The organism is Allobosea rubneri, from assembly GCF_032464875.1.
GTDB lineage: Bacteria > Pseudomonadota > Alphaproteobacteria > Rhizobiales > Beijerinckiaceae > Allobosea > Allobosea rubneri.
Genome location: NZ_JAWDID010000028.1, coordinates 63293 through 70430, shown reverse-complemented (window position 1 = coordinate 70430; position 7138 = coordinate 63293). Strand labels below are relative to the sequence as shown.

Here is a 7138-nt window from a genome sequence, read left to right as displayed (position 1 = left end):
GCTGCTGGAGCCCATCGGCAACATCCCGCCGGCCGAAGCCGAGGAACGCTACTACGCGATGCTGGACGGGCCAGCCATCGCAGCCTGACCCAAACCAAACGACCTCCGGCGAACCCGGGGCGGTTCAAGGCGCTTCTCACTCGATGGCTGCGTAACAGTCGAGCAGCTGCGCTTTCGAGTTTGTCCGCTTCAGCAGAGAAACGGAGCGTGCGTCCAAGGTCCGATCGGTAGCGGGCGAAATCGAGGACAAGAGTGATCGAACCTAGTGGCGAAGAGATCGTCGGGTCACACATAACATTTCTGGTTACATGCTTGACCCGGGAAGGCCCAGTCTGCGAAGCTGACGACAAGGCACACGGGCCTGTCACACGAATTGCGCTTTACGCGCGAGAAATGTGTTGATCGAGAGACGCTTAGGCGAAAATCGGTGGAGAATCCCTCCGTCTCCGCCATTTTCCTTTCCCAGGCTTTCCCGCTCCTACGAAGACCTGTTGATAATTCAACAGGTTACGTGCCCTTGCACTTCGCTCTTGCTCCCGCGCCTTCCCATCCTGCCGCAGGCACCTGGGGGTATTTCCGGCAGACTCGATTCTGCGTTGTGGGGGTATCGCTCTCACAGTGGAAATCGAATTGCTCGCCGACGCACAGATTCGTCGCGCGCAGCCGACCGAGAAGCTGACCAAGATGTCGGATGGTGGCGGGTTCAATCTTCAGCTCAACCCGAACGGCTCGAAGCTGTGGTGGATAAAATACCCGGTATGCTGGCAGGGCGAAGCTGCTCTCGTTCGGCAAGTAACCAGAGGTGACACTGGCCCAGGCCCGCGAAAAGCGCGTTAGCGCCCGCGAGTTGCTGCGCGGCGAGCATGATCGGGCCGTGGTGAAGTAGGAGCGCGCAGCTGCCGCAATCTACGCTGCCGGGATTCTCGGCGGCGCCGGCGACGAGGCGCCGGCAAGCAATTGCACGAGATGACGGGCGACGAGCTCCGTTCGCACATCGCCAAACGGGAAGCACAAGCCGAGGCCCGCACCATCCTTCCGTCGAGCGGTCAAGCCCGACGGATCGTCTTCGCATTTGGCGATAGAGCCGAGTGGACCGGCGCGGGACTATCGGGCGGCGATCGCCGTCATCTCGACGAGGAGGTCGGGATAGGCAAGGCGCGCCTCGACGGTCGCGCGGGCCGGCGCGTGGCCTTTTGCGACCCAGGCGTCCCAAGCTTCGTTCATGGCGGCGAACCCCGCCATGTCGGCGAGGTAAATGGTGACGCTGACCAGGTTGTTCTTGGAGACGCCGGCCTGGGCCAGCGTGTCATCGAGGCTGAGCAGAACTTCCTCGGTCTGCACCTTGACGGATTGGCCGCGCGTCTGCTCGGCGACATGGCCCGCAAGGAAGATCAGATCTCCAACGATAACAGCGTCGCTCCAGCGTTCCGTCATGCCAATGCGTTCAATCATGGGGGCAACTCCATCTGTTCGGTCTGCGGCCGACTTCCCGCGGTCGGTCAGCCGGCGCTGATCGCCTCTATGACGCACATCGCGACGACGCCATATCGCCGCGAAGCGGCGTTGGCGGAGTACCTGATAGTGGCCATCCGGCGCCAGCCGGCTGGACGGGACGAGAAGGTCAACGCGGTCTCGCTTCGTTGCGAAATCGACGCGGCGTGGTGCCCGACATGCGGCGGAACGCCCGCGTGAAATGGGCCGGGTCCGCATAGCCCGAAGCGAACGCCACTTCGATCACCTTGGCGTCCGTCGTGCGCAGCAGCTTGGCGGCCTTCTCGAAACGCGCGGCTTCGAGCAGATCGGAATAGGTCAGCCCGGCGAGCGCCAGCTTGCGCTGAAGGCTTCGGGCGCTGGTGCCCGCCATCTCGGCGACTTCGGCGACGGTCGGAACGCCTTCGTCGAGATAGGACGGCAGCATCAGCTTGAGCGCGCGGATGATCTCGCCCCCGGCAGGGTCGGCCTCGTCGTCGAGGAATTCGAGCGGCGTCTCGATCGCGCAGCCGGGAAGGCCCAGGAGCGAGAGCGGCACCTCGATCCACGAGGCGAACTGTCCGGAGAGGAACCGCGTATGTGGCCAAAGAGCCCGGGTTTCGATGCTCGGGACGTAGCGAGCTTCGAAAGCAATCGTCGCCGGCTCCCAGTCCGGCCCTGCGAACTGCCGCACGATATGGATCGGAAAGATGTTTTGCAGCCACTGCGAATGTTCGAGATGGGCGATGCCTGCCGTGCCGACGAGCTTGCTGCAGATCTTGATGTGGTCGTCGGCTCGCTCGAGCCACATGTCGAGGACGTTGTCCTCCAGCGTCGCCCATTTGCAGACCTGCTGCAGAGCCAGGAACAAGGTCGGCGAGTATCCGATCATCGCCCTGAATTTCGCGCTGAGATGGCAGTACTGAAGGCGCCTGGAGGCCTGAAAGCCGAAATCGACGATGCCCTGGGATCTCTGCGCGCTCTCGGCAAAGCTCACCGCGCGCAGCAGCGGGACGAAATCGTCAGCCTTCTCCTCGAGGCAGCTCGGCAGCCGGAATTTCTCCAGCAATGACGCGGTGGGCGCGCCGATCTCGTCGTGGATGTGTGTGAACGGGATCAGGAACTGGCAACGCGTGATCGGAATGCTGCTCATCTCGCCTTCCCCCAAGGCTGCAGAGTTTTCGTCTTCAGCGAACCATAGCAGCGCCGTTATTTCGACAAGGCCTCGCGCCGATCTGCTTTTGGCGGACAATGGCCAGACGGGCCATCCGATCGATCACTAAATAGCGAGCTGAGTGAACGGAGACGCGAAGGTTTCGCCCCTTCGTGACAAGGCGATGAAGCTCGGGCATATCCCCTCCCAACACGCCGTGCGCGAAGCTGTCGCAGCGTCGCTGCAGAGTGGCGCATCGCTTCGGCAGATTGCAAGCCGCCTCGGGTTCAGCACGCGCTCGCTTCAGCGGCATCTCGCAGCGAACGGAACCTGCCATAGCGCAATCGTCGCCGAGGTCAGGCTGGCCACCGCCTGCCGCCTGCTGACCGAAACCGATGAGAAGCTTTCGCGCATCGCCTCGCTCGTTGGCTACAACGGCCCGACCAGTTTCTCGCGCAGTTTCATGCGCCTGATGAAGGTCCAGCCCGCGAGCTATCGGCGGCAGCAGCGCAAATGACGCTTGCCGCGCCTGGCCGCCGCGCCTTCCGCGCCGCTTTCAGCAAGTTCGCTCTTGGCGCGTAATGGCAAGATTCCGTTCGGGCAGCGGTGGCAAATGACGAAGCGTAAATCGCCGCCGACCCACTCGGTTCGGAGCGCAGAAGGCGCACGGTTTCGCGGGGAGTGACCGGGGCGAGCGGCCGCAGGAGGCCTGCCCGGCGCGCTTCAGTCTGGCGCAAGGTGGAGGTTGAACATGAAGATCACTCGGCGAGCCGCCGCTCTCGGCGGCGTAGCGGCTCTTGCTGGCGCGACGACGGGGCACCCCGCTCTCGCCGAGCAGGGAGCTTTCCTCGGCATCGGCGAAGGCCTGGAGGATTTCTGGCTGGCGACCGACGCCTATATTTTCGGGTACCCGCTGGTCACGATGGAGATGACCCGGCGTGTCATAACCAACGCTGCCGATGCCGTCGGAACGCGAGCTCCGATGGGCCACATCATCAAGCTGCGCAGCTATCCCGACGCGTCCTTCAGGGACGTAACGGCGCCGAACGCCGACACGCTCTACACGACCGCCTTCTTCGACGTCGGCACCGAGCCCTGGGTCCTCAGCGTCCCCGACATGAAGGGGCGCTACTTCCTGCTTCCGATGCTGGACGGCTGGACGACGGTCTTCCAGGTGCCGGGCAAGCGGACCACCGGCACCGGAGCCCAGACCTATGCGATCACCGGCCCCGGCTGGAAGGGCACGTTGCCGGCGGGCGTGACGGAGTACAAATCCTCGACCAACATCGTCTGGCTGCTCGGGCGCATCTACTGCACCGGCACGCCCGAGGACTACGCCGCGGTCCATAAGCTGCAGGATGAGTTCAAGCTCGTCCCGCTCAGCGCCTATGGCAAGCCGTACACGCCGCCGCCCGGCAAGGTCGACCCGTCGATCGACATGAAGACCGCGGTGCGCGAGCAGGTCAATCGCATGGATGCGGTGTCCTATTTCAAGCTGCTCTGCGAGCTGATGAAGAGCAATCCGCCGTCGGCCGCCGATGCCCCCGAGCTCGCGCGCTTCGCCCATCTCGGCATCGTTCCCGGCCAGGATTTCGACGAGAGCAAGTTCAAGGTCGATCTGGCGAAGCGGATCCCCGAAGTCGCCTTCGACAGGATCATGCTGCAGTTCAAGATCAACGGTGCCGTCAAGCACGAGAACGGCTGGGCCTTTACGAAGAAGACCGGCATCTATGGCACCGACTACCTGATGCGGGCGCTGGTGACCGCGATCGGCCTCGGCGCCAACCGCCCCCAGGACGCGGTCTACCCGACCTCGCAGCGCGATGCCGCCGGCCGCAAATACAGCGGGGCGAACAAGTACGTCATGCGCTTCCCGAAGGGGCATCTGCCCCCCGCGGACGGCTTCTGGTCACTGACCATGTACGACGACAAGTATTTCTTCGTGAACAACCCGCTGAACCGATACTCGATCAGCGCCCGTCAGAACCTCCAAGCCAATCCGGATGGCTCCACCGACCTCTACATCCAGCATGAATCGCCTGGGAAGGAGAAGGAGTCGAACTGGCTTCCCGCCCCCGCGGGCGATTTCATCCTGATGCTGCGCATGTACTGGCCGAGTGAGACCGACCCGTCGATCCTCAACGGCACATGGACGATTCCTCCTGCGGCGAAGCAGGCCTGATCCGGGCCCTGCGAAGCCTCCGTTCCGACGATCACCGGCTAGTTTTGAGAAGGCGAAGACGATGACCACAAAGGCAATGGCAGCAGCATTCGCAGGCATGATGCTTGCGGCACCGGCCGCCGCGCAGACCGCTTTGAGCGCCTATGCGGACGAGAAGGGCTACATCGACGTCCAGAAGCTGACCTGCGCACAGCTGGCGGGGACGTTCCAGGAAGACGCGGACATGCTGACGACCTGGTATAGCGGCTGGTACAACGGCCTGGCGCGGAAGCACATGCTCAACGTCAAGCGCGGCAAGGAGGCCGAGCATGAAATCATCCAGTACTGCAAGGCCAATCAGAACAAGCGCGTGATCGAAGCCATCGCCGTTGTGTTCAAGGACATGCGCGCCGAGCGCGGCATCAAGATGAAACCGTGATCTGAAGGCGCTACCCCTCCGCTGAGGATCCGGGTCGAGCTTTCGACCCGGATCTTCTCCCGAACTTGAAAAGGAGCGATCGCATGACATCAATCCGAATGATCGGCTTGGTCTTTCTGACAGGCATCGTCCTCAGCGGCTGTCAGACGTCGCAGTCGAGACAAGAAGAGCTCGCGGCGATTTGCGCAAACCCGGTCAACAGGCAGCCCCAGAATTTCTACTTTGACGAATGCCAGGCGCTTTACCCTTCTTCTGACCGGGCATTGCAGAAGGACTATCGACTCGGCGCGCCCGCGGGCCGTTGAGGGGGCTGCATCGTCTCCCGCTACGCGACATTGCGGGCTCAACACTCTTGTCATCTAGACCGGCGCGAGGGGAGCTAGGTCACCGATCAGCCCTTCCTTGGCCGCTCCCGCGCAAGCAGCGCGATACCGGACTGGACCACGCCGCCCGAGGGGGGCGTTATCTGGTCATTGGCGCGTATCGCGTCGATCAGAACCCGACCGCGAGGCCCGCCTTGAAGGCGTGGTCCTGCGCATCCTCGGCTGGCTGACGTCTCGCCCTTGCCGATGGCGAGGTCGAGGCTACCTGAGTTTTGGCCTGCAGATGCCCCGCCGCGCCTTGAGCGCCGCAGTCCTGGCGATCGGGGTGCTTTCGATATCGAGCATCATGTTCGTGATCGTCGATCTGAGCATGCCCTATCGCGGCGTATTCCACACCTCCAGCGTGTCGACGCGCGAGGCGCTGATGGACATGATGCGATAGGATCCGATGGCGGCGCGTTGCGCGCACCGCTGGCTCACCGCACTCAGAGGCCTGCAATCCGGCTGCCGCTCACGACCTAGCGCGGCGCAGCGGGTGACGGGCTCTGCTTCATCTTGTCTATCGCCTGCCGTATCGGCCCGAACGGTCCGTAGCGATGCTGATCGACGCTGAAGCCGTCGGCATAGGGGCCGTAGGGCGCGTCGACCGGTTTCAGGAGCAGATCGGGAAAGTCGCGTTCCAGCCCCGGTTTCACCGGCCGCTTATGGGACAGCATGAACGCCGCGACGTCCCAGGCGTCCTCTACGGACAGGCGCGGGCTGGCATAGTCAGTCCCGTGCGGCATGTTGAAGTGGACGAAGTTCGCCGCAACGCTCAGCCTGGCCATGCCGGCGCCGTTGTTGAAGCTGTCCGCGCCCCAGAGCGGCGGCACCAGGTAGCCGAGATCGGTCGTGGGCAGGCTTCGTCTGACGCCGAGACCGTCATTGCCGTGGCAGGCTGCGCAGGCGTCCCGGAAAATGGTGCTGCCCCGCGCCGGATCGGCCGCGCGCGCCAGTTCGGGCATCGATCCCGCGCCAAGACCGGGCAATGTCTCGCCCTTCGCGACGTTGGTGGAGAGGAAGTCGATATAGGCGACGAGCGCGCGCATCTCGGGCGCGGAATCGGGCATTTCGCGACCGTTCAGGCTCCGGGTCATGCAGGAGTTGACGCGGTCCTCTATCGTGATTTCGCCGCCCTTGCGAGCGCTGTACTGCGGAAACAGGTGAGCCAGGCCGAACAACGGCAAGCCGAACTTGCGCGTGCCGGCTGAGAGATGACAGTTGCTGCAGGACAGGTTGTTGCCGGCATAGCGCGTGCTGGCATCGCCGACGTTCGGCCCGATCAAGGATGGGGTGGCGACGACGAGTTCGCGGCCTTTTCTGATCAATCGATCGGCAGGACTGTCCGATAGCGTCGTCACGTCCGGGACGATCCAGTCGGAGGGCTGCTGCTGAGCGAAGGCGCCCGTGCAGGCAAGTAGCGCCCAGGCTGCGGCAAGGCCGATGCCGGACATAAGGCGCGCGCATGTGACGAAGCGGCTGGTCATGATCTCACCATCGATGGAGGCTGCGTCTGTCCGCACGACGGAGGTTATAAGTCCTGACGGGGTGAA

9 protein-coding genes are annotated in these 7138 nt (G+C 63.5%); 6 read left to right on the top strand and 3 right to left on the bottom strand.

Translation table 11 applies throughout. From position 1 onward, the window contains the following. Positions 1–618 precede the first annotated feature (618 nt). A complete protein-coding gene (locus RKE40_RS29775) occupies positions 619–837 on the top strand; it encodes an Arm DNA-binding domain-containing protein (protein WP_390893422.1) in 219 nt (72 codons plus the stop codon). Positions 838–1104: 267 nt separating this feature from the next. Here RKE40_RS29775 and RKE40_RS17985 read toward each other — a convergent pair whose 3' ends face one another. Together RKE40_RS17985 and RKE40_RS17980 are read right to left on the bottom strand one after the other, a co-directional pair. Further along, entirely contained in the window at positions 1105–1434 is a 330-nt protein-coding gene (locus tag RKE40_RS17985) for a RidA family protein (RefSeq protein WP_316019608.1), read from the bottom strand. A 187-nt stretch (positions 1435–1621) separates the two neighbouring features. Then, positions 1622–2623, bottom strand: coding sequence for a helix-turn-helix domain-containing protein (locus tag RKE40_RS17980; protein ID WP_316019607.1), 1002 nt, complete (start codon positions 2621–2623; stop codon positions 1622–1624). Positions 2624–2807: 184 nt separating this feature from the next. Here RKE40_RS17980 and RKE40_RS17975 point away from each other — a divergent pair, with 184 nt between their 5' ends. From RKE40_RS17975 to RKE40_RS17955, 5 genes are all read left to right on the top strand, one after another. Beyond that, positions 2808–3140 (top strand): helix-turn-helix domain-containing protein, encoded by a 333-nt coding sequence (locus RKE40_RS17975; RefSeq protein WP_316019606.1) that lies wholly within the window; start codon positions 2808–2810, stop codon positions 3138–3140. Between the two features lie 234 nt (positions 3141–3374). Continuing rightward, positions 3375–4805, top strand: a complete 1431-nt coding sequence (locus RKE40_RS17970) for a DUF1254 domain-containing protein (protein WP_316019605.1) — start codon at positions 3375–3377, stop codon at positions 4803–4805. Positions 4806–4866: 61 nt separating this feature from the next. Then, positions 4867–5223: an HdeA/HdeB family chaperone gene (locus RKE40_RS17965; protein ID WP_316019604.1), complete on the top strand. Its 357-nt coding sequence runs from the start codon at positions 4867–4869 to the stop codon at positions 5221–5223. A gap of 83 nt (positions 5224–5306) precedes the next feature. Further along, complete coding sequence (locus RKE40_RS17960) at positions 5307–5528, top strand: hypothetical protein (RefSeq protein ID WP_316019603.1); 222 nt, start codon at positions 5307–5309, stop codon at positions 5526–5528. A 220-nt stretch (positions 5529–5748) separates the two neighbouring features. Next, the gene (locus RKE40_RS17955) at positions 5749–5988 is read left to right on the top strand and encodes a hypothetical protein (protein WP_316019602.1); all 240 of its coding nucleotides are present in this window, start codon (positions 5749–5751) and stop codon (positions 5986–5988) included. Positions 5989–6064: 76 nt separating this feature from the next. Here the strand turns inward: RKE40_RS17955 and RKE40_RS17950 are convergent, their stop codons facing one another. After that, a complete protein-coding gene (locus tag RKE40_RS17950) occupies positions 6065–7072 on the bottom strand; it encodes a c-type cytochrome (protein WP_316019601.1) in 1008 nt (335 codons plus the stop codon). Between the last annotated feature and the right edge of the window lie 66 nt (positions 7073–7138).

Bases quoted from the DNA above. Each gene is read 5' to 3' on its own strand.
- RKE40_RS17950 (WP_316019601.1), bottom strand. From the start codon at position 7,072: ATGACCAGCCGCTTCGTCACATGCGCGCGCCTTATGTCCGGCATCGGC.
- RKE40_RS17985 (WP_316019608.1), bottom strand. From the start codon at position 1,434: ATGACGGAACGCTGGAGCGACGCTGTTATCGTTGGAGATCTGATCTTC.
- RKE40_RS17960 (WP_316019603.1), top strand. From the start codon at position 5,307: ATGACATCAATCCGAATGATCGGCTTGGTCTTTCTGACAGGCATCGTC.
- RKE40_RS17965 (WP_316019604.1), top strand. From the start codon at position 4,867: ATGACCACAAAGGCAATGGCAGCAGCATTCGCAGGCATGATGCTTGCG.
- RKE40_RS17980 (WP_316019607.1), bottom strand. From the start codon at position 2,623: ATGAGCAGCATTCCGATCACGCGTTGCCAGTTCCTGATCCCGTTCACA.
- RKE40_RS17970 (WP_316019605.1), top strand. From the start codon at position 3,375: ATGAAGATCACTCGGCGAGCCGCCGCTCTCGGCGGCGTAGCGGCTCTT.
- RKE40_RS17975 (WP_316019606.1), top strand. From the start codon at position 2,808: ATGAAGCTCGGGCATATCCCCTCCCAACACGCCGTGCGCGAAGCTGTC.